Consider the following 22,646-nt stretch of genomic DNA (forward strand, 5'->3'; position numbering starts at 1 on the left):
CCGGTGTTGCTTCCGGGACGTCCTCGATCTGGGCCAGGAGGGCCTCCAGGCCGGGGATCTCGGCGGTGTCGAGGGGCTTGACCGATGTGGAGAGGTTGCCGGACGCGGTGGTTCTGACGGAGCAGTCGACGTCCTCCGCGATGTCCAGGAAGCGGAGTGCGTCTTCCGGGCGGCGCCACGGAACGGACGTGACGGCCTGGCGCGTCCACTGGCCGTAGGCGACGATTCCGAGGCGCTGCGTGTCGGGCATCCGGGTCAGGACGGCCAGGTCGATCGCGGTGATGCCGGGCGCGGTGGCGAACGCCTCGTTGAGCGTGGCGACGATGTTGGAGCCCATGGACGTGAGCCACCAGAGGAGTCGGTCGCGTTTGGTCATCGTTTTGAGGGTCGGACGGCCGGCGGGTGTCAGACCCGGTGCCTGGGTGGGGAGACCGTCCAGATCCGGCTGGCGCATCACGATCGACAAGACCGTGCCGTCCAGCCCGACCGCGCTGCCGGCGGCCGGATTGTCGGAGAAGGCCGTGTTGACCGCCTCGCAGACGGTGTCCTCGTCGTTTTCGTTGAGCGCCCGCCACCATCCGTCAGCGGCCTCGTGGAGTTGCCTGTGGTTCCCATCCAGGCGGGCCTGCTCGGCGCCCAAGTAGGCGAGTGCGTCCTGCTCGGCGGCGTGGCGGGCGGCGGCTCGGTCGGCGCGGGCGAAGCGGCCGATGCCGGCCAGGTGGAATGCCTGCGCCTCCGCGAGGGCCCAGGGGAGCGCGAGTTGCGGCGGTTGCGGCACGAAGGGTGGTTGCGCCTGCGGGAAGGTTTGCAGGTGGACGCTGGTCGTTTGGCGGCGGAGTTCCTCAAGGTGCGCGATCGCCGCGTCCCGCTGGGCCTCTTGTTCGGCGCGCTCTGCCTGGCGCCGGGCGCGTTCGAGCTGGGCCGGGGTGGGGCCGATGTCGCGGGGGCGCGTGGGACGTTTCGCCGTGGATCTGCGGCTGGAGCCACCGACCGATGTGGAAGCGAAGAACGGGCCCATGCCGCTGGAGACCGTCGTCCTGCGGCCGCCGCCCATGTGGACGCGCGCGGCGCGGGGCCCGACGGAAGTCCGTACGCCCCGGCTCGACACGCGCACGCTCATCCCCGGCACGCCCACACGGAACCCGAATCCCACTGCCCCACCTCCGTCGTCCCTGGTGAGACGCATGAGAGCGCGGAACGGTGTACTCAGCGGCGAACGCGTGCAACCTTTCGGGGCGGCCGGCGCATCAGGGGGGTGTGGAGCAGGCGAGGAGTGTGCGGATGGCGAGCCGTGACGAAGAGTTCACCGCCTATGTGACGGCCCGGATCGCCTGGTTACGGCGGGTCGCGTACCTGCTGTGCCAGGACTGGCACCGGGCGGACGACCTCGTCCAGGCGGCCATCACCCGGCTCTACGTCCATTGGGGGCGGGCGTCGGCGGCCGACAACGTGGACGGGTACGCGCGGACGGTCCTGGTCAGGGTGTTCCTCGCGGAGCAGCGGGGCGGCTGGCGGCAGCGCGTCCGGCTGGTGGAGCGGACGCCGGACGCGGTCGTCCAGCCCGCCGACCAGGCCGCCACCGTCGACCTCCGTGCGGCGCTGGCCGCGCTGGCGCCCAGGCAGCGTGCTGCGGTGGTCCTGCGCTTCTACTGCGACTTGTCCGTCGAGCAGACCGCCGACGTACTGAACTGCTCCACCGGGACGGTGAAGAGCCAGACCGCGCGCGGGCTCGACGCGCTCCGGCGCGTATTGGCGCCGGAGCGCAACCTTGCGGAGAGGGAGAGGTCGACATGAACGGCATCAGAGAGGAACTGGAGCGCCTTGCCGCCGCGCCCGCCCCGGCACCCGCCGTGGACGTCGCGGCGGCGGTGACGAAGGGGCGGCGGATCAGGCGGATCCGGCGGACCCGGAGGGCGGCGGCCGTGGCGGCCGCGGCCGGGGTCACCGCCGCCGTCGTGGTCCTCCCGTCTTCGGGGGAGCGGCCGGACGACGTCGCGAAGCCGTCCTCCTACGGTCCGCCCCTGGTCGCGCGGGCGTCGTTCGGATGGCTGCCCGCCGGTTACGCCCGGACCCGGATGAGCCAGGACGCGCAGGAGCGCGCCGCCTTCTCGGTGAGCGCCGGACGCGGGCCGGGCAGCACCGCCGTGGAGCTCACCGTGCTCGGCCCCGGCCCGCAGCCGCCCGTCGCCCGGCTGCCGGGCGGCCGGAAGGGGCGGCTGACGGAGGCGGCGCCGGTCAACGGCCGTCCCGCCCACTGGACGATCAAGCCGGGCGGGCCCGGTTCGGACCAGGTGGCGGCGGAGTTCCGGTGGGAGTACCGGCCGCGGAGCTGGGCGCTGCTGTCGGTCAACGACCGCGCCCTCGCCGACGTGGCGACCGTGCGACGCATCGCGGCGGAGGTGAGCTTCACCGGCGGGGAGCCGGTGGCCTTCCCGATGAGTGTCGAGGGGGTCCCGGCCGGGCTGAAGGTCGCGCGCGTCTGGTCCGGCACCCGCCCGGACGCCTATCTCGACCTCCGGGACCCGGGCGGGGACGGCGCGCTGATGATCGGGCTGACGCAGGCAAGCGCCCGGCCCTGGAAGCCGAACACGACCGTCGACGGCCGTGCGGCGTTCGACTCCCGGCTTTCGCGTTCCGGGCCGTCCGCCGGCACGCGGGCGCTGGAATCGCAGACGCTCCGGGTGTACGGGGTGCGCGGCTTCGACGTCGACGTCACCGCCACCGGTGAACCGCTGCGGCGCCTGCAGGCGACCGGCGGGCTGACGGGTCTCTTCCGCCGCATCACGCCGCTCGGGGACGACCCCGCGCACTGGACGACGACCCCTCTGCGGTGAGCCGCGGTTCTTGCGCTGAAGTCTGTTTTGTGCCGGGGGCGTAGTTCGGCGATGCTGGGGGGCGTGTCAATGGAGACTCTTAGCGGCGCCGCCGGGTTGCGGGCCTTTCTGCATGGGCTGCCGGGTGTGGACCGGGTCGGCGCCGAGGAGCGGGCCGCGCGGCTCGCGACGCGGTCGATCAAGACGTCCGCCAAGGCCGCGGCGATCGACCTCGCGATCTCGATGGTGGACCTGACCACGCTGGAAGGCGCGGATACCGCCGGGAAGGTGCGGGCGCTGTGCGCCAAGGCCGCGCAGCCCGACCCGGACGACGCGTCGGTGCCGCGGGTCGCGGCGGTGTGCGTCTACTCCGACCTGGTGGGAGTGGCCGTCCAGGCGCTGGAGGGGACGGGCATCGGCGTCGCGAGCGTGGCGACGTCGTTCCCCTCGGGGCGGGCGCCGCTGGAGGCGAAGCTGGCCGACACGCGGGCGGCGGTGGCCGCGGGTGCCGCGGAGATCGACATGGTGATCGACCGGGGCGCGTTCCTCTCGGGTGATTACGCCAAGGTGTTCGAGGAGATCGTCGCGGTCAAGGAGACCTGCGGTGACGCGCACCTGAAGGTGATCCTGGAGACGGGGGAGCTGGCCACGCTCGACAACGTGCGGCGCGCGTCGTGGCTCGCGATGCGGGCCGGCGCGGACTTCATCAAGACCTCGACCGGGAAGGTGTCGCCCGCGGCGACGCTGCCGGTGACGCTGGTGATGCTGGAGGCCGTCCGCGACTACCGGGCCGCCACCGGGCGGCAGGTCGGCGTCAAGCCCGCGGGCGGCATCCGCACCACCAAGGACGCGATCAAGTACCTGGTGCTGGTGAACGAGACCGCCGGGCCGGACTGGCTGACGCCCGAATGGTTCCGGCTGGGGGCGTCCAGCGTGCTGAACGACCTGCTGATGCAGCGCCGCAAGCTGACCACCGGGGTGTACTCCGGTCCCGACTACTTCACGGTGGACTGACCATGGTCTTCGAGTACGCGCCGGCGCCCGAGTCGCGGGACGTCGTCGACATCCGCGGCTCCTACGGGCTGTTCATCGACGGGGAGTTCACCGACGGGCACGGCGAGCCGTTCAAGTCGATCAACCCGGCGGACGAGAGCGTGCTGGCCGACGTCGCCTGCGCCGACGAGGCGGACGTCGACCGTGCGGTGAAGGCCGCGCGGAAGGCGTTCGACAAGGTGTGGGGCCCGATGCCGGGGCGCGAGCGCGCCAAGTACCTGTACCGGATCGCCCGGCTCGTCCAGGAGCGGTCGCGGGAGCTGGCGGTGCTGGAGTCGATCGACAACGGCAAGCCGATCCGCGAGTCGCGGGACGTGGACGTACCGCTGGTCGCCGCGCACTTCTTCTACTACGCCGGGTGGGCCGACAAGCTGCGGTACGCCGGGTTCGGGGACGACCCGAAGCCGGTCGGCGTCGCCGGCCAGGTGATCCCCTGGAACTTCCCGCTGCTGATGCTGGCCTGGAAGATCGCCCCGGCGCTGGCGTGCGGCAACACCGTCGTCCTCAAGCCCGCCGAGACGACCCCGCTGACGGCGCTGCTGTTCGCCGACATCTGCCGCCAGGCCGAGCTGCCGCCGGGCGTCGTGAACATCGTCACCGGCGCGGGGGAGACCGGCCGGGCGCTCGTCGCGCACGGCGGGATCGACAAGGTCGCCTTCACCGGCTCGACCGAGGTCGGCCGCCAGATCGCCCGTGTCGTGGCCGGGACGAAGAAGAAGCTGACGCTGGAGCTCGGCGGCAAGGCCGCCAACATCGTGTACGACGACGCCGCGCTCGACCAGGCCGTCGAGGGCGTCGTGAACGGCATCTTCTTCAACCAGGGCCACGTGTGCTGCGCGGGGTCGCGGCTGCTCGTCCAGGAGTCGGTCGCCGGGGAGCTGCTGGAGCGGCTGAAGGCCCGGATGGCGACGCTGCGGGTCGGGGACCCGCTCGACAAGAACACCGACGTCGGCGCGATCAACTCCGCCGCCCAGCTCGCCAAGATCCGGGAGCTGTCGGACGCGGGCGAGCGGGAGGGCGCCGAGCGCTGGTCGCCGCCCTGCGACCTGCCCGCCCAGGGCTTCTGGTTCGCCCCGACCGTCTTCACCGACGTGGCGCAGTCGCACCGGATCGCGCGCGAGGAGATCTTCGGGCCGGTCCTGTCGGTGCTGACGTTCCGCACCCCCGAGGAGGCCGTGGCCAAGGCCAACAACACCCCCTACGGGCTGTCCGCCGGGATCTGGACGGAGAAGGGCTCGCGGATCCTCTGGACGGCGCAGCGCCTCCGCGCCGGCGTGGTGTGGGCCAACACCTTCAACAAGTTCGATCCGGCCTCCCCGTTCGGCGGGTACAAGGAGTCGGGGTTCGGCCGCGAGGGCGGACGCCACGGACTGGAGGGCTACCTCAGTGTCTGACAAGGGATCCGAGCGGCTCGCCGTGCGCAAGACCTACAAGCTGTTCATCGGCGGTGCCTTCCCCCGTTCCGAATCCGGCAGGTCGTACGTGGTCACCGACGCCAAGGACCGTTTCGTCGCCAACGCGTCCCGCGCGTCCCGCAAGGACGTCCGGGACGCGGTCGTCGCCGCGCGCAAGGCGTTCCCCGGCTGGTCGGGACGCACCGCCTACAACCGCGCCCAGATCCTCTACCGCGTCGCGGAGATGCTCGAAGGGCGGCGCGACCAGTTCGTCGCCGAGCTCCGCCAGGCGGGCCTGAGCAGGCCGCAGGCCGCGGCCGAGGCGGACGCCGCCGTGGACCGGTGGGTCTGGTACGCGGGCTGGGCCGACAAGATCTCCGCGGTCGCCGGCTCGGCGAACCCGGTGTCCGGCCCGTTCTTCAACTTCTCCACGCCCGAGCCGGCCGGGGTCGTCGCCGTCCTCGCGCCCGACTCGCCGCTGCTCGGTCTCGTGTCGGTCGTGGCCCCGGCGATCGTGACCGGGAACACCGCGGTCGTGGTCGCGTCGGAACCGGCGCCGCTGCCGGCGATCACGCTGGCGGAGGTGCTGGCCACGTCCGACCTGCCCGGCGGCGTCGTCAACCTCCTGACCGGGCACCGCGCCGAGCTGGCGCCGTGGCTCGCCGACCACATGGACGTCAACGCCGTCGATCTGGCGGGAGCGGCGCCCGGGGACGTCGCCGGCCTGGAGGAGCGCGCCGCGGGCAACCTCAAGCGCGTGCTGCGCCCGGACGGCGCGGACTGGGGCGCCGAGCCCGGAACCGCCCGGCTCACCGCGTTCCTGGAGACCAAGACCGTCTGGCACCCCGTGGGCATCTGAGCTGTGATGACGCTGCGTGTGTAGGAGGTCGCCCACGGTGGAATAAGTCTCCCCTCAGCTATTCATCACTGAGGGGAGACGGGCCGATGAACGAGGCCGGAGGCGACTCGCGGTGACCCCGTCGACGATGCGGCGCGGGCCGCTGCGGTTCGGGGTGTCCCTCGCGCCGGACATGGCCGCCGCGCTGATCCGCACCGCGCAGGACGCCGACCGGTTCGGCCTCGACCTCCTCGGCGTCCGCGACCAGCCGTACCTCCGCGACACCGCGGACGCGCCGACGCTGATGGCGGCGGCGCTGTCGGTCACGTCCCGCATCCGGGTACTGCCCGCGGTGGCGTGCCTGCCGCTGCGCCCGCCCGCGGTGCTGGCCAAGGCCGTCGCGACGATGGACCGGCTCAGCGGCGGCCGCGTCGAACTCGGCCTCGGCGCGGGCACCGGCTGGGACGGCGTCGAGGCGTACGGGGGCGGGCGGCTCGGCGCCGCCGCGGCCCGGCGCGCCCTCGAAGAGGCCGTCCAGATCATCCGGCTGCACTGGAGCGACCAGAGCGGGCTGCGCCTGCACGGCGACCACTACCGCTTCACGGCCGTCCAGGGCGGCCCCGCGCCGGCCCACCCGATCGGCATCTGGCTCGGCGTCACCGGCCCGCACGGCATCGACCTCGCCGGGCGCGTCGCCGACGGCTGGATCGCGCCGTCGTCGCTCGTCCCGCCGAGCCGGCTCGCCGAGGGGCAGCGGCGCCTCGACGCCGCCGCGGCCGCCGCGGGCCGCGACCCCGCGGAGATCCGCCGCGTCTACGTCCTGGAAGGCGAGATCGACGGGCGCGGCAGCCGCGGCTTCCTGCACGGCCCGCCCCGCCAGTGGATCTACGAGCTCACCGAGCTGGCCGTCGGCCACGGCGTCGACTCGTTCCTGTTCGGCGGCCCGCCGGAGCAGCTCGCGGAGTTCGCCCTGGAGATCGTCCCGGCCGTCCGCGAACAGGCCGCACGGGAGCGCGTGTCGGCCGTGCCCGCCCAGGGGACGCCGCCCGAGCCCCCCGGCTGAACGTCACATGCGCTCGGGGGTGGGGACGCCCAGGAGGGACAGGCCGGTCACCAGCGTGCGGAGGGTCGCGGCGCAGAGGGCCAGGCGGGAGGCCCTGGTCTCGTCGTCCGGGGCCTTCAGGACGGGGCAGTTCTCGTAGAAGGTCGTGTAGGCGTCCGCGACCGCGTAGATGTAGCTCGCCAGGCGGTGCGGCTCGGCGGTGTCGCCCGCCTGCTTCAGCACCGCGCCGAAGCCGAGCAGCTCCAGCGCCAGGGCCCGCTCGGCGGGGTGGCCGAGCACGATCGGGCCCGTCGCGTCCTCCGGGGCGAGCCCGCCCTTCCGGAAGATCGACCGGATCCGCGCCGCCGCGTACTGCAGGTACGGGCCGGTCTTGCCGTTGAACGAGATCATCCGGTCGAAGTCGAAGATGTACTCGCTGTCGCGCGCCACCGACAGGTCGGCGTACTTCACCGCGCCCATGGCGACGTCCCGGACGATGGCGTCCCGGGTGGCGTCGTCGAACGGCTCGTCGTGCTGGATCTCGTCGAAGACGGCGCCGGCCCGCTCGACGGCCTCGTCCAGCAGCTCGGCGAGCTTGACGGTGCCGCCCGCGCGGGTCCGCAGGATCTTGCCGTCGGTGCCGAGGACGTTGCCGATCTGCGCGTGCTCCGCCTCGACCTCGTCGTTCAGCCAGCCGGCCATCCGCGACACCGCGAACACCATCTGGAAGTGCAGCGACTGCGGCGCGCCCACCACGTAGATCATCCGGTCGACGTGCTCGGTGTCGACCCGGTACCGGATCGTCGCGAGGTCGGTGGTGGAGTAGTTGTAGCCGCCGTCGCTCTTGCGGATGATCACGGGCAGCGGCTCGCCCTCGCGGCCGGTGAAGCCGGGCGGGAACGCGCACAGCGCCCCGTCGCTGATCACCGCGATGCCCTTCTCCTCCAGCTCCGCGGCGGTGGGGGCGAGCAGGTCGTTGTAGAAGCTCTCGCCCTTGATGTCGTCGTCGCCGAGCGTGACGCCGAGCCGCTCGTAGACATCGTTGAAGTACCGCTTGGACACGTCCACGAGGACCTGCCACAGCCGCAGCGTCTCGGCGTCGCCCGCCTGGAGCTTCACGACCCGCGTGCGGGACCGGTCGGCGAACTCGGCGTCGCCGTCGAACTTCTCCCGCGCGGCCTGGTAGAACGCCGTCAGGTCGCGGACGGACGAGTCGCCCCGCGCCGCGGCGTCCTCGCCGAGGTCGAGCAGGTGCTCGATCAGCATGCCGAACGGGGTGCCCCAGTCGCCGACGTGGTTGTCGCGGACGACGTCGTGGCCGAGGAACTCCAGGATGCGGGCGATGGCGTCCCCGACGATGGTGGTCCGCAGGTGCCCGACGTGCATCTCCTTCGCCACGTTCGGGGAGGAGTACTCGACCACGACCTTCTGCGGCTTGTCCGCGGCCGGGACGGCGAGCCGGTCGTCCGCCAGTGCCCGCTGCGCCTCGGCGGCGATCCACGCGTCGCTCAGCGTGAGGTTGACGAAGCCCGGCCCGCTGACCTGGACGTCCGACACGACACCGGCGGTGTCGAGGTTCGCGACGATCTCCTCGGCCACCTCGCGCGGCTTTCGGCCCAGCTTCTTGGCCAGCGGCAGCGCCACGTTGGCCTGAAGGTCGGCGAACTGCGACGGCCGGATGACCGGGTCGGTGTCCGCGTACGACGGTCCGAAGGCGGCGCCCAGCGCGGCCTGGACCCTGGCGGCGAGTACGAGTTGCGGATCGGGCATGTGCCAAGGTTATCGGCGCCCGCCCGCCGGCCGGACCCGGTTTCCGCGCGGCGCGCTACGGCGCGGCGGGCGGCTCGGTGCGGTCGGGGACGGTGTCGCCGGCGGGCCGCGCCTCCGGCAGGAGCGGGGCGTCGTCGGGCGTCCGCTGCGGCTGCCGGTCGGCGCCGTCCCGTTCGCCGTGCGCCCGGCGCCCGAACCGCGACGTGCGGGTCAGCGCGACCTGGTCGCGGATCCGCTCCACGATGCGCCCGGCGGCGAGCCGGTGCGCGAGGTCGCACGCCGAGGTGATCGCGCGGGCCCGGGACGCGCCGTGCGCGATGACGACCGTGCCGTTCAGGCCGAGCAGGACGCCGCCGCCGTAGGTGTCGGGGTCGAGGCGGTCGCGGAGGTCCTGCAGGCGGCGGCGCTGCAGGAGGGCGCCCATCCGCCCGGCGGCGGTGGCCGTCATCGCGTCGCGGATCTCGGCGAACGCCGTCCGGATCGTGCCCTCCATCGTCTTGAGGGCGATGTTGCCGGTGAACCCGTCGGTGACGACGACGTCGACCCGTCCGCTCAGGAGGTCGTGGCCCTCGACGTTGCCCGCGAACTCCATGCCGTGGCTGCCGCCGGTCAGCAGCTCGTGGGCGCGCCTGGTGGTCTTGTTGCCCTTGGCCGGCTCGGCGCCGATGGTGAGGAGCCCGACGGACGGGCGGTCGAGCCCCAGCAGGATCTGCGCGTAGGCGGTGCCGAGCGCGGCGAACTGGACGAGGCCCTCCGGCTTGACGTCGGTGGTGGCGCCCGCGTCCAGCAGGATCGTGGGCCGCGGCCGCGTCGGCAGCGTCACCGCGATCGCCGGGCGCAGCACGCCCTGCTGCCCCTTCAGCCGCAGCCGCGACGTCGCCACGACCCCGGCGGTGCTGCCCGCCGACACCAGCGCCGACGCCCGGCCCTGCTTGATCAGGTGGCAGGCGATCGCGATGGACGAGCGGGGCTTGCGCCAGCTCGCCAGCGCGCCCTCGCCCATGTCGAGCGCCTCGTCGGCGTGCACGATCGGGATCCGGCCGCCCATGCCGTAGTGGTCCAGTTCCCGCCGGATCCGCCACGCCTGCCCGACCAGCACGAGGCGGACGTCGTGGTCGCGGACGGCGTCGACCGCCCCGGCGACGATCTCCTCGGGGGCGTGGTCGCCGCCCATCGTGTCCACCGCGATGGGCAGCGGGCGGGGCGCCGCCCTGGGGCGAGGCGTCGCGGGACGCGGCGGCTCGCCATCGCCGGTCATGGCCGCTCCAGAAGGGTGAAGGAGTGCGGTGCGCCGAAAGAACGCAGCTCATCGCATCGTAGGACGTTCCCTCACCCGGCTTGACGGCACCCGGCCGGAGTGGTGATCGTCACCCTCCCGGTCAGCCCTCCTCACCGCGGCAGTCGGCGCCCAGGCACGGCGCGTTCTCCACCACGGGCTTCCCGGCGACGAGGATCGTGTAGTGGCTCTCAGCCGTCTCCCGCTCCCCGCTGCCGAAGACCGCGACGGGCTTCTCGTCCGAGGTCGTGCCGCTGCAGGACACGCGCAACTTGTCCTTCGTCCTGCTCGGCAGGTCCCCGCACTTGAGCGGACCGGCGAGTTTCACGCCGCGCTCGTGCAGCTCGGCCGCGGCCGTCTCCGGCAGCGCCTTCCGCAGCGCCGCCTGGGTCTGGTAGGTCAGCTCCTCGCCGCGGAAGACCAGGTACGCGGCGATGCCGCCGCCCAGGACCAGCACGACGAGCGCGGCGGCCGCCAGGATCATGACCTTCTTCCGGTCCAGCCGCTGGACCGTTTCACTCATCTCCACACGGGTGTAGTGACCGATGGTACGGGGGCATATGCGCCGGGTGACGGATCTTTCCCTTCCTCATGCGGTTTCGTTGCCCCGGGGTCACGCGCCTTCTCGTTCCGCGGCCGCCGCGCCGCACACCTCGGCGACGGCGTCGGCGAGCACGCCGGGGCGGTCGAGCGGCAGCATGTGGAGGGCGTCGGGGAGGACGATCTGCCGCCCGCGCGGGCTCATCGCGGCGAGCCGGGCGTGCCCCCGCCTCCACTCCCGCTTCCGGCCGGCGGCGGTGACGTCCCCCAGCGCGGTCACGACCACGAGCGGGACGGGCGGGAACGTCCGCCGCTCACGCAACCGCACCAGGTCGGCGGCCGTCTCCCGGTAGGCGAGCTCCTCCGCGAGCACCGTCCCGATGACCGTGCCGCGCCCGTAGACCGAGCGGACGACGTCCGGCGGGGCGGCGTCGTCGCGGCGGCTGGTGCCCCGCAGGGCGAACCGCCGTCCAGGGGGCCCGGCGGCCCGCGCCAGCCGGGTCGCGCCGAGCAGGACCCCGGCCGCCGTGGCGAGCGGTGCCAGCACCGCCCCGGGCCGGACGGCCGCGCGGGCACCGGGCTCGTAACTCGGGTCGGCGAGGACCAGGCCCCGCACGAGATCGGGCCGCAGCCTGGCCAGCGCCTCGGCGTGGAACGCGCCCATCGAGTGCGCGAGGACGACCACCGGCCGCCCGGCCCGCTCGGCCAGCGCCTCCAGGATCGCGGCGTCGCGCCGCAGCGTGGGACGGGCGACCGCGGCGGGGCTGAGCCCGAGGCCGGGACGGTCGAACACCGTCACCCGGTACCGCCTGCGCAGCAGGTCGACGGTCGGGTCCCAGTCGAACCAGGCGCCGCCGAGGCCCGAGGTGAGCAGCAGCGGAACCCCGTCCGCCGGCCCGGACTCGACGGCGTGCACCTGCTCGCGCCCCACGTTCACGATCTCGCCCACCGCGCCCCCTCGGTCTCGTCTCGTCCCGCCGGGCCCAGTATTCCGACCGCCGCGCCCCCGGACGACCCGCCGCCGCGCCCGCGAAACCCCTGGCAGCGTCCGCTGCGGAACCTTGTCCTGTACGAAACCGAGAAGTTGACGTGCCGTAGTCGTTGTACAACCGGCGAAAAGTCAACGATGATGTCCAGGCGATTTGTCTGGATCGTCGTTGACCAGCTTTTTTCCGACCGGCTAGGGGGTATCAATTCGGCAGGAACCCGTCCTAAACGGTTGAATGGGGGTGTCCGACGAACTTCTGATCACCGTCCGTGACGACCGCACCCGGGGGGTGCGCTTCCCCGCTGACAGCAAGGAGTACCAACACGTGACACTGGTGAACGACGCGGCGCCAGCAGTGCGGCCCACGGGTCGCAAGTTCCGCGCCTTCACGGCGAAGCACCTCGACGAGCTGACCGCTCGCGCGGGACTGTCGCCCGCGCAGCGCCTCGCGACCCGGGCGGTGGCCACGGTCCTGCCGTTCCGGACGAACGCGTACGTCATTGAGGAGCTCATCGACTGGTCGGCCGCGCCCGACGACCCGATCTACCGGCTGGTGTTCCCGCAGGAGGACATGCTCCCGCCCGAGGACGTCGCGCACCTGTCCGACCTCCTGCGCCGCGAAGCCCCCAAGGCCGAGATCGAGGCCGCCGCGCACAAGGTGCGGATGAAGCTGAACCCGCACCCCGCCGGGCAGATGGAGCTCAACATCCCGAGCTTCGGCGACGGCAAGATCCCCGGGATGCAGCACAAGTACGACGAGACCGTCCTGTACTTCCCCAAGCAGGGGCAGACCTGCCACGCGTACTGCACGTACTGCTTCCGCTGGGCGCAGTTCGTCGGCGAGGCCGACCTCAAGATGGCCGGCGACGACGTCACCGCCCTGCGCGACTACATCGTCTCGCACCCCGAGGTGACCAGCGTCCTGTTCACCGGCGGCGACGCGATGATCATGGGCGAGACGGTCCTGCGCCGCTACGTCGAGCCGCTCCTGGAACTCGACCAGCTCGAATCGATCCGCATCGGCACCAAGTCCCTCGCGTACTGGCCGCAGAAGTTCGTCACCGACCCGGACGCCGACGACATGCTCCGCCTGTTCGAGCAGGTCGTGGAGTCGGGCAAGAACCTCGCGTTCATGGCGCACTTCACGCACCCGCGCGAGCTCGAACCGCTCATGGTCACCGAGGCGTGCCGCCGCATCCGCGACACCGGCGCGATCATCCGCACCCAGGCCCCGCTGATCCGGACGATCAACGACAGCGCCGCCGACTGGGAGAGCATGTGGCGCACCCAGACCCGGATGGGCCTGATCCCCTACTACATGTTCGTGGAGCGCGACACAGGCCCGCAGGACTACTTCGCCGTCCCGCTCGCCGAGGCGTACGAGATCTTCCGTGACGCCTACAAGAACGTCTCCGGCCTCGCCCGCACCGTCCGCGGCCCGTCCATGTCCGCCACCCCGGGCAAGGTCTGCGTGGACGGCGTGGTGGACCTGGCCGGCGAGAAGGTCTTCGCCCTCCACCTCATCCAGTGCCGCGACGCGGACCTGGTCGGCAAGCCGTTCTACGCCCAGTACGACCCCAAGGCGGTCTGGCTGGACGACCTGAAACCGGCCTTCGCCGACCGCTTCCCCTGGCAGAAGTAGCACGCGGTGCTGCGTTGACTTGCGGCGTGTTGCTGTTTTCCGGCCTGCCATAACAACAACACGCCGCAAGTCAACGAACTGGGTGGGCCTGGGGCGCGCTAGCCGGCGGGCCACCGGCGACGTAGGTGCCGGGGGTCGTGCCGTACTCCTTCGTGAAGGCCGTGATGAAGGCTGAGGCGCTGGCGTAGCCGACCTGGTGGGCGACCTTGGTCACCGGGTGGGAGTCCAGGAGGACGCGGGCGGCGCTGAGGCGCAGCCGGGTCCGCCACTGGGTGTAGGGCATGCCGAACTCGCGGACGAAGTCGCGCTGCAGCGTCTTCGCGCTCACGCGCAGCCGGTCGGCCCACTCGTCGAGGCGGGTCGGTTCGGCGGGGTCGTGGGAGAGGGCGCGGGCGACGGACAGCGCGAGGCCGGTGCCGTGGACGCGCGCCTGGGGCGCGGGGGCGGACGGCGCCCCGAGGCCGTCCAGGATGCGGCGGCGGGCGGCGAGCGCGGTCGCCTCGTCGCAGCCGCGGCGGGCGATCGTCTCGATCAGCCGCGCGGCCTCGTCGTCGATCGCGGCGGGGCCGACGCGGTGGCCGTCCAGTGCCCGCGGGGCTTCGCGGAGGCAGATGCGGTAGACGGTCTGCCGGTCGCCCGCGCGGACGTCGTGGCTCACCGCGCGCCGCACCCAGAACGCCTCGCCGGGCCCGAGGAACGTCGTGGCCGATCCGTACAGCGTCGCGAGGATGCCGTCCGGCGACCAGTAGAGCTGGTGCAGGAAGTCGTCGCGGCTCTCGCCGAAGGCCAGCGCACCGGACGAGTGGTACTTGAGCACGAGGATCCCGTCAGGGGCGCCGAGGCCGTAGCCGTACTCCTCGCACGACTCCGGATCGTCCCGGAGATGTCGTGTGACCGGCACAGGATGTCCTCTCAGCGATATGGGCCTGATTTAAGTAAGGCTAACCTAACCATGCGTCGGGCCACGTCAGCGGGGTGCCGACCCCCAAGATCCGTCCGCTGGAACATCCCTGAAGGAACACGACCATGCGCACTCGCAAGCCCTGGAGACTCGCCGGCGCGGTCGCCGCCGCGCTCGTCCTCGCCACCGCCTGCGGCTCCGGCTCGGACGAGGAGTCCGGCGGCGCCTCCGAGACGCGGGTCTTCGAGGCCGACAACGGCAAGGTCACGATTCCCGCCGACCCGCAGCGGGTCGTCGCGACCGGTTACGCCGTGCCCGTCCTCATCGAGGCCGAGGCGAAGCTGGTCGGGATCTCCTCCTGGAAGCGCGGCCTGCCGCTGATGAGCGACGAGGACCGCAAGACCTACGACGGCCTCACCAAGGTCGCCGGGGAGCGGGCCGCCGACACCAACTACGAGGCCGTCGCCAAGGCCGACCCGGACCTCATCGTCATCGGCGTCCCGAAGCCCGCCCTCGCGGACCTGGACCTGAAGCGCCTCGAATCGATCGCCCCGGTCGCGGTCATCGGGCCGACGGTGCCGGACGCGTGGCGCGAGCTGGCGGAGCGGCAGGCCGACGCCGCCGGCAAGAGCGGCGTGGTCGCCGAGTCGAAGGCCGCGTACGAGAAGAAGGCCGCGGACCTCAAGACCAAGTACGCCGACGCCCTGTCCGGCGTGAAGTTCGGGCACGTCGGCGCCTACGGCGACATCTCCGCCGGGACGTTCATGCGCGAGTTCGGGGGCTCGTGGGGGACCAACATCGCCCAGGACATGGGCGTCACCTACTACGGCGAGGTCAAGGAGAAGGGCGGCGGCTCCGACGACGTCAGCGAGTACCCCTCCATCGAGGAGCTGCCCGAGAGCCTCGGGGACGCCGACGCCATCACCTACACGGTGGAGGCCGACGGCAAGCCCGCCGCGGAGGTGAAGTACGTGCTCGACTCCAAGCTGTGGAAGAACCTGCCGGCGGTCAAGGACGACAAGACCTTCGCCCTCAAGTACACCGAGGCGGCGACCTACGAGTCGGCGATGCGGACGCTCGACGAGATCGACAAGGCGCTCGCGCCGCTGCTCGGGCAGTGAGCGGGCACCGGTGAGCATGGACCGGAGCGATCCGCGCGGCCGGGTCCTGGAGCACCACCGGACGGGCACGGGCGTCCGCCGGATCGGATACCCGATCGGCATCCGCACCGTCCGGGTGGTGCGCCGCGAGCGGATCACGCGCAACATCCTGCGGCTGACCGTGGGCGGGCCGGAGCTGGACGGGTTCCACACCTACCAGGCCGACGACCACGTGAAGCTCGTCTTCCCGGACGCGGACGGCACCCGCCGCCTCCCGGTGGTCAACGCGCATTCCGAGCTGGACTGGCCGAGACCGCTGCCGCCCGCGCGCAAGTACACGATCCGCCGCTACGACGCCGAGGCCCGCGAACTCGACCTCGACTTCGTCCTGCACCCGGGCGGGCTCGCCGCGGACTGGGCGGCGGCCGCCCGGCCGGGGGACGAGGTCGCGGTCGCGGGGCCGCCGGGCGCCAAGGCGTTCGCGCACAACTACGACCACTACGTGTTCGCGGTCGACGCCACCGCGCTGCCCGCCACGGCGCGGTGGCTGGAGGAGTCCCCGCCGGACGTGTCCGCCCGGCTGGTGATCGAGACCGGCGACGCCGCCGACCACGCCTACCCGCTCGCGGCCCGCGCCGGGGCGCAGGTCACCTGGCTCGTCCGGGACGGCGCGCGGTCGGTGCTGGCGGACGCGGTGCGGTCGCTCGACCTGCCCGCGGGCCGGACGTTCCTGTTCGCCGCCGGGGAGTCGGGCGCGATCAAGCCGCTGCGCGGCTGGGCCCGCGACCTCGCGGGCGAGGGGCTGGACGCGCTGTTCACCGGCTACTGGAAGCGCGGAGTGGCGGGACTTGAGGACGACTGATCCGGCGAGCGGAGCGGCGGGGCCCGGCCTGGTGAAGGCGGGCTCCGCCCCTTCCGTTCCCGGTTTGGACCGGCGGGTCGCGCTCCTGGCGGGCGCCGTCCTGCTGCTGGCGGCCAGCGCGGCCGTGAGCCTGGCCGTCGGGGCGGGCCGCACGCCCCTGCCGGAGGTGTGGCGGGCGCTGACCGGCTACGCCGGGACGGACGAGCACGTGATCGTCCGCGACATCCGGGTACCGCGGACGATCCTCGCGATCTGCGTGGGCGCCGCCCTCGGCACCGCCGGCTCGCTCATCCAGACGCTGACCCGCAACCCCCTCGCCGAGCCCGGCCTCCTCGGCGTGACCTCCGGCGCCGGGTTCGCGATCACGGTCGGCACGGTGCTCGGGATCGCCGGGTCGCAGACGGCGCAGCTCGGGCTGGCGCTGCTCGGCGCGGTGGCCGCCTCGCTGGTCGTCTACGGCGTCGGTCGGACCGCCCCGCTGCGGCTCGTCCTCGCCGGCGTCGCCTTCACGTTCGTGCTGTCGGGGCTGTCGCTCGCGCTGCGGCTGCTGTACCCGGACGTCCTGGACCGGTTCCGGTTCTGGTCGGTCGGATCGCTCGCCGGGCGGGAGCAGGCGCCGTTCGAGGTGCCGCTGCTCGCGATCGTCCTCGCCCTCGCCGGCGCCCTCCTGGCGACCCGGCCCCTGTCGGGGCTCGCGCTCGGCGAGGACGTCGCGCACGCCCTCGGCGCCCGCGTCACCCGGACGAGGGTGGCGGTGCTGGCGCTCGTCACCGTCCTGGCCGGCGCGGCGACCGCCGTCGCGGGGCCGATCGCGTTCGTCGGGCTGATCGTCCCGCACCTGGCGCGGCACGCCGCCCGCGGGTCGATCGCGTGGCTGATGGCCTACACGATGCTGCTCGGCCCCATCCTGATGCTGCTGTCCGACATCGGGGCGCGGCTGCTGCTGCCGACCGGCGAGGTGCCGGTGGCCGTCGTCACCGCGTTCATCGGCGGGCCCGCGCTGATCTGGGTCGTCCGCCGGTACGGGGCGGTGGAGCTGTGAGCGCCCTGGTGCTGCGCGCGGGCCGGCTGTCCGCGCAGGTCGAGCGGCGGACGGCCGTGGCGTCGCTCGCCCTGGTCGCCGCCATGCTCCTGCTCGCCTTCGCCGCGCTCTGCCGCGGCGACTCCTGGGACCCGCCCGGCGAGGTCCTGGCGGCGCTCCTCGGGCAGGGGGACGCGGCGCTGATCGTCCAGGAGTGGCGGCTGCCCCGGGTGACCGCCGCGCTGGTCTTCGGCGCGGCCCTCGGCGCCGCCGGCGCGATCTTCCAGAACGTGACCCGCAACGCGCTCGGCAGCCCCGACGTGATCGGCCTGGACGCCGGCGCCTACACCGGCGTCCTCATCGCGATCACCGTGTTCGGCGGGACGGCGGCCGGGCTCGCCGCGGGTTCGCTCGCCGGCGGGCTCGCCGCGGCCGCCGTCGTCTACGTGCTGTCGCTGCGCTCCGGGCTCAGCGGCCTGCGGCTCATCGTGATCGGCATCGCCGTCAACGCGATGATGACCGCGGTCAACAACTGGATCGTGCTGCGCGCCCAGCTGGACGTGGCGATCGCCGCCACCGGCTGGAGCGCGGGCTCCCTCAACGGCCTGGACTGGGACGAGCTCCGCATCCCGTTCCTCATCGTCGCCGCGCTGGGCGTCCTGCTGGCCGCCCTCGCCCGGACCATGGGCCAGGCCGCGCTCGGCGACGACCTCGCCGCGACGTCCGGGGTGGCGCTCACCCGGTACCGGCTGCTGATCATCATCACCGGGGTGGGCCTCACCGCCACCGTCACGTCCGCGACCGGTCCCATCGTGTTCGTCGCGCTCGCCGCCCCGCAGATCGGCCGCCGGCTGGCCGGCGCCGCCGGTACGCCGGCGCTGCCCGCCGCACTGACGGGCGGACTGCTCCTGCTCGCCGCCGACCTCGCCGCCCAGACGGTGCTCGCCCCCGTCCAGCTGCCCGTCGGCGTGGTCACGACGGTGCTCGGCGGCGCCTACCTCACCTGGCTGCTGATCATGGAGATGAGAAGACGGTGAACGGACGCCTCACCGCGGAACACGTCACCCTCGCCTACGGCGACCGGGTGGTCTCGGCGGACCTGACCGTGGACGTGCCCGACCGGGCGTTCACCGCCGTCGTCGGCGCGAACGCCTGCGGCAAGTCGACGCTGCTGCGCTCCTTCGCCCGGCTGCTGGCACCGGCGGCCGGGCGGGTGAGCTTCGACGGCCGCGACGTCCGCGACTACAAGCCGAAGCTCATCGCCCGGGAGATCGGGTTCCTGCCGCAGGGGCTCGTCGCGCCGGAGAACATCGCGGTGCGGCAGCTCATCGGCCGCGGCCGGTACCCGCACCAGACGCTGCTGTCCACCTGGTCGCGGGAGGACGAACGCGCGGTGACGGCGGCGATGAAGGCGGCCGGCGTGACCGAACTGGCCGACCGGCCGGTGGAGAGCCTATCCGGCGGGCAGCGGCAGCGCGTCTGGGTCGCGATGGTGCTCGCGCAGGAGACCTCGTACCTGCTCCTGGACGAGCCCACCACCTTCCTCGACATCACCCACCAGTACCAGCTGCTCAACCTGCTGGCCCGGCTCCGCGACGAAGGCCGCACGATCATCGCCGTCCTGCACGACATCAACCAGGCGTGCCGCTACGCCGACCACCTCATAGCGATGCGCGACGGCCGCGTGGTGGCCGCCGGCGCCCCCGCCGACATCGTCGACACCGCCCTGATCAAGGAGGTGTTCGACCTGTCCTGCGTCATCGTCCCCGACCCGGTCACCGGCACCCCGATGATCGTCCCGGACGCCAACCCGGACTGACCAGCCCGCAGACCGGAGTTCAGGAAAAAACCGGACCAACCGCGTTAATGATCACCCTACGGGTCGTGCGGCCGGAGGCGCCCAGCGCCGGAGGTCGCACGACCCGCCGCACGGCGAGCCGCTTCACGAGACGCGGAGCGGATCGGGAAACGGCTCGCCGTGCGTAACGGGGGTTCCAGGGGGTCGCCCCCCTGGGCTAGCACTAGTACACGGGGATGATCGTCGCGCGGGCCAGGGTGTGGCCGGTGATGTTGAAGCCGACGATGGCCGGCATCGCGTCGGAGTCGAGGCCGAGCGTTTCCACGTCCAGGGCGTGGACGGTGAACACGTAGCGGTGCGGGTCGCCGGGGGGCGGGGCGGCGCCGCCGTACGCCTTGGTCCCGAAGTCGCTGCGCGCGTGGATGCCGATCTTGGAGTCCTCGGACCCGGCACCGGTCGGCAGTTCGGTGACGTCCGCGGGGATGTCGAACAGGACCCAGTGCCAGAAGCCGCTGCCGGTGGGCGCGTCCGGGTCGAAGCACGTCACGGCGAAACTCTTGGTCTCGGCCGGGAAGCCCGACCAGCGCAGGTGCGGGGAGTCGTTGTCGCCGCTGAACCCCCAGTCGTCGAAGACCTGGCCGTTCGGGAGGCGCTCGCCTTCGGTGACGTCGTCGCTCTCGACCGTGAACGACGGGACCTCGGGCAGGTACTCGTGCGGAAGCGGCGGCTTGCCGGCCATGGTGACCTCCTGGTCGGGACGTTTTCTGCAGGGATCTCCCTACCCTCCATTGCTATCAGGAGGCATCAGGTCTTGACGGCGCCCATCGTGAAGCCGGTCACGAATCGGTCGAGGAACAGGTTGAACAGGAACGCGATCGGCACCGCCGTGAGCACCGCGGACGCCTGCAGCGACTGCCAGAAGAACACGTCCCCGCGGATCAGCTGCGTCGGCACGCCCGTGCTGATCACCATCTCGGGGCTGGACGACACGAACGCCAGCGCGTAAACGAACTCGCTCGACGTCAGCGTGAAGCTGAACACCACGACCGCGACGATCCCCGGGAACACCAGCGGCAGCACCGCCCGCAGGAACGCGCCGAGACGGCTGTGGCCGTCGACCATCGCCTGCTCCTCGACGTCCTTCGGGACGGCCTTGAGGAACCCGATCAGCAGCCACACCGACACCGGGACCGTGATCGTCGGATAGACGACGATCATCGACCAGAGCGTGTTCTCCAGGTGCAGCGCCACCACGACGCGCGTCAGCGACAGGAACAGCAGCGACGGCGGCACCAGGTACACCATGAAGATCGCGATGCCCATCGGCGTCCCCCACGGCCGGTCGAGGCGCGCCAGCGAGTACGCGGCGGGCAGCGCCAGCGCCAGCGTGATCGCCACCACCGCCGCCCCCACGATCAGCGTGTTGAGCACGAACGTCATGAACGGCGTGTCGGTGAACAGGAACGTCACGTGGTCCGGTGTCGCCGGCATGTTGAAGAAGAACGGGTTGCTCTCCGGGTCGTACAGGTCCTGGTTCTGCTTGAACGCGCTGATCACACTCCACAGGAACGGCAGCGCGCACAGCAGCGCCGCCATGACCGCCACCGCGTACAGCCCGCACCGGGCCGCCACGTGCCGGCGCCCGTACCGCCGCCGCAGCCGCTCCATCTCGTCCGCGGTCGTGGTCATCGGGCCTCCAGCCTCCGGACGGCGCGCAGGATCGCGATCGCGGCGGCGAGCAGCAGCGGGAACAGGAACAGCGCGATCGCCGCGCCCTGCCCGACGTCGCCGCCCTCGATGCCGCGGAAGTACGCCCACGACGCCAGCACGTCCGTCGAGTGCGTCGGGCCGCCCCGCGTCAGCACGTACGGGACGGTCATGTCGGTGAACGTCAGGATCGCGCCGAACAGCGCCGCCACCGCGATCACCGGCATCGTCAGCGGGATCGTCACCTCGAACATCCGCCGCCAGAACCCGGCCCCGTCGATCCGCGCGGCCTCGTCGAGGTCCTTGGGGATCGCGATGAGCCCGGCCATCACGATCACCGCGGCCAGCGGCGTCAGCCGCCACACGTGCACCGCGATCACCGACGCCATCGCCGTGCCCGGCCGCCCGAGCCACACGACGTTCGCGTCGATCAGCCCGACGTTGCGCAGCACCCAGTCGACCGGCGAGAAGATCGAGTCGAGGAACCACAGCCATGACACCGTCGACAGCGCCACCGGCGTCGTCCACGGCAGCAGCACCAGGAACCGGACGAACCACTTGCCGCGGAAGTCGGCGACGAGGATGTTCGCGAGGATCTTCCCGAACACCACGATCAGCAGCATGCTGATCACGGTGAAGACCAGCGTGTTCCGCAGTGACCGCCAGAACACCGGGTCGTCGAACACGGCGCCGAAGTTGGCGAACCCGACGAAGTCGAACGACGGGTCGCCGGTCGTCACGTCCGAGAACGCGAACGCGATCGCCAGCAGGAACGGGACGCCGACCAGCGCGATGATGTAGACGACCGACGGCAGCAGCATCACCCACGCGAGGAACCCCTCCCGGTCGGCGAGCCCGACCTTCGGCCGGCCCGCGCGGCCGCGCTCCTCGACCGGCTCCGGCTCGGTCTTCACGTCCGTCATGAGGCGCCCCTGAGCGGCACCGCGGCCGTCCGGACGCCCGCCGCGGCGTCGAAGAACCGGAACCGGTCGGCCGGCACCGCGAACTCGTGCGTCTCCCCGGCCGCCAGCGGCGTCGCCACCGTGGCGGGCAGCCGCGCGATGACCCGGGTCTCCTCGCCGATCCCCGTCACCGTCCCGTACACGTGCCGGTCGCCGGACAGGTACTCCATCCGCTCCACCCGCAGCGGCATCGTGACCCGCTCGGACGCGACGTTCTCCACGGGCAGCAGATGCTCGGGACGGAACCCGACAAGCCGGTCATCGCGCTTGACCAGGTTCATCGGCGGCGCCCCGATGAACGTCGCGACGAACGTGTCCGCCGGGTCGTCGTACACCTCCTGCGGCGTCCCGACCTGCCGGACGCGGCCGTGCTCCAGCACCGCGATCCGGTCGCCGAGGCCCATCGCCTCCGCCTGGTCGTGCGTCACGTAGATCGTGGTGGTGCCGACCCGCTCCTGGAACCGCTTCAGCTCGTCGCGCGCCGTCGCACGCATCTTCGCGTCCAGGTTCGACAGCGGCTCGTCCAGGAGGAACACCGCAGGGTCGCGCACCAGTGCCCGCGCCAGCGCGACCCGCTGCCGCTCCCCGCCCGACAACTGCCGCGGCTTCCGCCGCAGCAGCGGCGTGATCTCCAGCAGCTCCGCCGCCCACGCCGCCTTCTTCTCCCGCTCCGCCCGCTCCATCCCCTCCGCCCGCAACGGGAACACGATGTTGTCCATGACCGTCTTGTGCGGATACAGCGCATACGACTGGAACACCATCGCGATCTGCCGGACCCGCGGCGGCAGCCCGTTCACCACGTTCCCGCCGATCAGCACCTCGCCCTCCGTCGGCTGCTCCAGGCCCGCGATCGTCCGCAGCAGCGTCGTCTTCCCGCACCCGGACGGCCCGAGCAGCACCAGGTACTCCCCGGGCTCCGCCGCCAGATCCACCCCGTCC

Annotated in this window: 22 protein-coding genes; 12 read left to right on the forward strand and 10 right to left on the reverse strand. The window is 72.5% G+C overall.

Annotation, left to right across the window (positions count from 1 at the left end; all coding sequences use genetic code 11):
• Window positions 1-1,153 (reverse strand): DUF4236 domain-containing protein (locus E1200_RS14915; RefSeq protein ID WP_165950317.1); only part of this gene is annotated, 1,153 nt, incomplete at its 3' end.
• Window positions 1,154-1,281: 128 nt separating this feature from the next.
• On the opposite strand from E1200_RS14915, the gene E1200_RS14920 reads away from it, so the two are divergent.
• The 6 genes from E1200_RS14920 to E1200_RS14945 all read left to right on the forward strand — a co-directional run bounded on the left by E1200_RS14920 (window position 1,282) and on the right by E1200_RS14945 (window position 7,161).
• The gene (locus E1200_RS14920; RefSeq protein WP_131952564.1) at window positions 1,282-1,794 is read left to right on the forward strand and encodes a SigE family RNA polymerase sigma factor; all 513 of its coding nucleotides are present in this window, start codon (window positions 1,282-1,284) and stop codon (window positions 1,792-1,794) included.
• Entirely contained in the window at window positions 1,791-2,834 is a 1,044-nt protein-coding gene (locus tag E1200_RS14925) for a hypothetical protein (protein ID WP_131952565.1), read from the forward strand. Before E1200_RS14920 ends, E1200_RS14925 begins: the two co-directional genes overlap by 4 nt.
• A gap of 69 nt (window positions 2,835-2,903) precedes the next feature.
• Window positions 2,904-3,827: a deoxyribose-phosphate aldolase gene (gene deoC / locus E1200_RS14930; protein ID WP_243708571.1), complete on the forward strand. Its 924-nt coding sequence runs from the start codon at window positions 2,904-2,906 to the stop codon at window positions 3,825-3,827.
• Between the two features lie 2 nt (window positions 3,828-3,829).
• The gene (locus tag E1200_RS14935; protein WP_131952567.1) at window positions 3,830-5,260 is read left to right on the forward strand and encodes an aldehyde dehydrogenase family protein; all 1,431 of its coding nucleotides are present in this window, start codon (window positions 3,830-3,832) and stop codon (window positions 5,258-5,260) included.
• A complete protein-coding gene (locus E1200_RS14940) occupies window positions 5,253-6,119 on the forward strand; it encodes an aldehyde dehydrogenase family protein (protein WP_207933356.1) in 867 nt (288 codons plus the stop codon). The genes E1200_RS14935 and E1200_RS14940 overlap by 8 nt, the downstream gene beginning before the upstream one ends.
• 112 nt (window positions 6,120-6,231) lie before the next feature.
• Complete coding sequence (locus E1200_RS14945) at window positions 6,232-7,161, forward strand: LLM class flavin-dependent oxidoreductase (RefSeq protein ID WP_243708572.1); 930 nt, start codon at window positions 6,232-6,234, stop codon at window positions 7,159-7,161.
• 3 nt (window positions 7,162-7,164) lie between these two features.
• On the opposite strand, the gene argS is transcribed toward E1200_RS14945, so the two are convergent.
• The 4 genes from argS to E1200_RS14965 all read right to left on the reverse strand — a co-directional run bounded on the left by argS (window position 7,165) and on the right by E1200_RS14965 (window position 11,675).
• Window positions 7,165-8,910, reverse strand: coding sequence for an arginine--tRNA ligase (gene argS / locus E1200_RS14950; RefSeq protein ID WP_131952569.1), 1,746 nt, complete (start codon window positions 8,908-8,910; stop codon window positions 7,165-7,167).
• A gap of 55 nt (window positions 8,911-8,965) precedes the next feature.
• Complete coding sequence (gene plsX, locus E1200_RS14955) at window positions 8,966-10,168, reverse strand: phosphate acyltransferase PlsX (protein WP_165950318.1); 1,203 nt, start codon at window positions 10,166-10,168, stop codon at window positions 8,966-8,968.
• A gap of 121 nt (window positions 10,169-10,289) precedes the next feature.
• Entirely contained in the window at window positions 10,290-10,709 is a 420-nt protein-coding gene (locus tag E1200_RS14960; protein ID WP_243708573.1) for a hypothetical protein, read from the reverse strand.
• Window positions 10,710-10,799: 90 nt separating this feature from the next.
• Window positions 10,800-11,675, reverse strand: coding sequence for an alpha/beta fold hydrolase (locus E1200_RS14965; protein WP_243708574.1), 876 nt, complete (start codon window positions 11,673-11,675; stop codon window positions 10,800-10,802).
• Between the two features lie 364 nt (window positions 11,676-12,039).
• On the opposite strand from E1200_RS14965, the gene E1200_RS14970 reads away from it, so the two are divergent.
• Window positions 12,040-13,356, forward strand: a complete 1,317-nt coding sequence (locus E1200_RS14970) for a lysine 2,3-aminomutase (RefSeq protein WP_207933357.1) — start codon at window positions 12,040-12,042, stop codon at window positions 13,354-13,356.
• Window positions 13,357-13,426: 70 nt separating this feature from the next.
• Here E1200_RS14970 and E1200_RS14975 read toward each other — a convergent pair whose 3' ends face one another.
• Window positions 13,427-14,257 carry a helix-turn-helix transcriptional regulator gene (locus E1200_RS14975; protein WP_131952570.1) on the reverse strand — a complete coding sequence of 277 codons (831 nt, stop codon included), beginning with the start codon at window positions 14,255-14,257 and terminating at the stop codon, window positions 13,427-13,429.
• Between the two features lie 125 nt (window positions 14,258-14,382).
• On the opposite strand from E1200_RS14975, the gene E1200_RS14980 reads away from it, so the two are divergent.
• The 5 genes from E1200_RS14980 to E1200_RS15000 are packed head-to-tail and all read left to right on the forward strand — an operon-like array spanning window position 14,383 to window position 19,059.
• Entirely contained in the window at window positions 14,383-15,378 is a 996-nt protein-coding gene (locus E1200_RS14980; protein ID WP_131952571.1) for an ABC transporter substrate-binding protein, read from the forward strand.
• Window positions 15,379-15,394: 16 nt separating this feature from the next.
• Window positions 15,395-16,219, forward strand: coding sequence for a siderophore-interacting protein (locus tag E1200_RS14985; protein WP_131952580.1), 825 nt, complete (start codon window positions 15,395-15,397; stop codon window positions 16,217-16,219).
• Window positions 16,206-17,261, forward strand: coding sequence for an iron chelate uptake ABC transporter family permease subunit (locus E1200_RS14990; protein WP_243708575.1), 1,056 nt, complete (start codon window positions 16,206-16,208; stop codon window positions 17,259-17,261). Before E1200_RS14985 ends, E1200_RS14990 begins: the two co-directional genes overlap by 14 nt.
• Complete coding sequence (locus E1200_RS14995) at window positions 17,258-18,277, forward strand: iron chelate uptake ABC transporter family permease subunit (protein WP_243708576.1); 1,020 nt, start codon at window positions 17,258-17,260, stop codon at window positions 18,275-18,277. The genes E1200_RS14990 and E1200_RS14995 overlap by 4 nt, the downstream gene beginning before the upstream one ends.
• Window positions 18,274-19,059 carry an ABC transporter ATP-binding protein gene (locus E1200_RS15000; protein WP_131952572.1) on the forward strand — a complete coding sequence of 262 codons (786 nt, stop codon included), beginning with the start codon at window positions 18,274-18,276 and terminating at the stop codon, window positions 19,057-19,059. The genes E1200_RS14995 and E1200_RS15000 overlap by 4 nt, the downstream gene beginning before the upstream one ends.
• A gap of 202 nt (window positions 19,060-19,261) precedes the next feature.
• Here E1200_RS15000 and E1200_RS15005 read toward each other — a convergent pair whose 3' ends face one another.
• From E1200_RS15005 to E1200_RS15020, 4 genes are all read right to left on the reverse strand, one after another.
• Window positions 19,262-19,777, reverse strand: coding sequence for a YbhB/YbcL family Raf kinase inhibitor-like protein (locus E1200_RS15005; protein ID WP_131952573.1), 516 nt, complete (start codon window positions 19,775-19,777; stop codon window positions 19,262-19,264).
• A 65-nt stretch (window positions 19,778-19,842) separates the two neighbouring features.
• Window positions 19,843-20,727, reverse strand: a complete 885-nt coding sequence (locus tag E1200_RS15010) for a carbohydrate ABC transporter permease (RefSeq protein ID WP_207933359.1) — start codon at window positions 20,725-20,727, stop codon at window positions 19,843-19,845.
• Window positions 20,724-21,668: a sugar ABC transporter permease gene (locus E1200_RS15015; protein ID WP_207933360.1), complete on the reverse strand. Its 945-nt coding sequence runs from the start codon at window positions 21,666-21,668 to the stop codon at window positions 20,724-20,726. The genes E1200_RS15010 and E1200_RS15015 overlap by 4 nt, the downstream gene beginning before the upstream one ends.
• Window positions 21,665-22,646, reverse strand: a 982-nt coding sequence (locus tag E1200_RS15020; protein WP_131952574.1) for an ABC transporter ATP-binding protein, incomplete at its 5' end; no start/stop codon positions are given. The genes E1200_RS15015 and E1200_RS15020, both read right to left, overlap by 4 nt.

Source organism: Actinomadura sp. GC306 (genome assembly GCF_004348665.1).
GTDB lineage: Bacteria > Actinomycetota > Actinomycetes > Streptosporangiales > Streptosporangiaceae > Spirillospora.